This is a genomic window from Alcanivorax sp. HI0044 (genome assembly GCF_001634945.1).
On the sequence record NZ_LWEZ01000060.1, the window covers coordinates 1 to 994 of the forward strand.

A 994-nucleotide genomic window follows, 5' to 3' on the forward strand; every position below is an offset into this window, starting at 1 on the left:
AACTGTTCGTGGACTACGTTTCCCGACTGAAGCGTGACCGCATCAAGAAGAAGCTGGAAAAGATCCACCGCCAGCAGGCATAAGAGAGAGGCAAGTTGAAAGTTCAAAGTTGAAAAGCGCGAAACGGCTTTCAGAGTAGCGAATCGCCATGCCCGCGATTCCAGCCCTGCGGCGCGGCCGTGGCGCTAGACGTGTGGCTTACTCGAGGGCTCGCGTTTGAACTTTCAACTTTTCACTTTCAACTCACCTCTCTGCCCCACCACTTACCGACCCAGAGGCCGCTCATTGAAACCCTTACGCCTTGCCTTCGCCGGCACCCCGGACTTCGCCGCTGCCAGCCTGCAGGCCGTGCTGGATAACGATCATCAGGTCGTGGCCGTTCTCACCCAGCCGGATCGCGCCGCCGGGCGCGGCAAGAAAGTGCAGCAAAGCCCGGTCAAACAGCTGGCGACCAGCCACGGGATTGCCGTGCTGCAGCCGGAAAACCTGAAAGGCGAAGACACTCGCCAGCAGTTACGCGACCTGAATCTGGATGCCCTGGTGGTGGTGGCCTATGGCCTGATCATTCCCCAGGCGGTGCTGGATATTCCTCGCCTGGGCTGCCTGAACGTGCACGGCTCGCTGCTGCCGCGCTGGCGTGGGGCCGCCCCCATTCAACGGGCCATCACCACCGGCGACACTCAAACCGGCAACACCATCATGCAAATGGAAGCCGGGCTCGATACCGGCCCCATGCTGCTCAGTGAAGCCCTGCCCATCGGCGAGCGTGAAACCGGCGGCGAACTGCACGACCGGCTGGCCACCCAGGGGGCCCGCCTGTTGGTGACCGTGCTGAACGATCTGGAGCACCACCTGGCCAACGCCACCCCACAGCCCGACGAAGGCGTCACCTACGCCCACAAGCTGAGCAAGGCTGAAGCACGGCTGGACTTCCGCCTGCCCACCCGCGCGCTCTACAACCGCATCCGCGCCTTCAATCCTTTCCCGGTGAGCT

1 protein-coding gene and 1 pseudogene are annotated in these 994 nt (G+C 62.6%); both read left to right on the forward strand.

Features of this window, described 5'->3' with window-relative positions; genetic code table 11:
• Window positions 1–83, forward strand: a pseudogene (locus A3730_RS30105) (peptide deformylase); the annotation flags it as partial.
• A gap of 202 nt (window positions 84–285) precedes the next feature.
• Window positions 286–994 (forward strand): methionyl-tRNA formyltransferase (fmt, locus tag A3730_RS00835; RefSeq protein ID WP_063537259.1); only part of this gene is annotated, 709 nt, incomplete at its 3' end.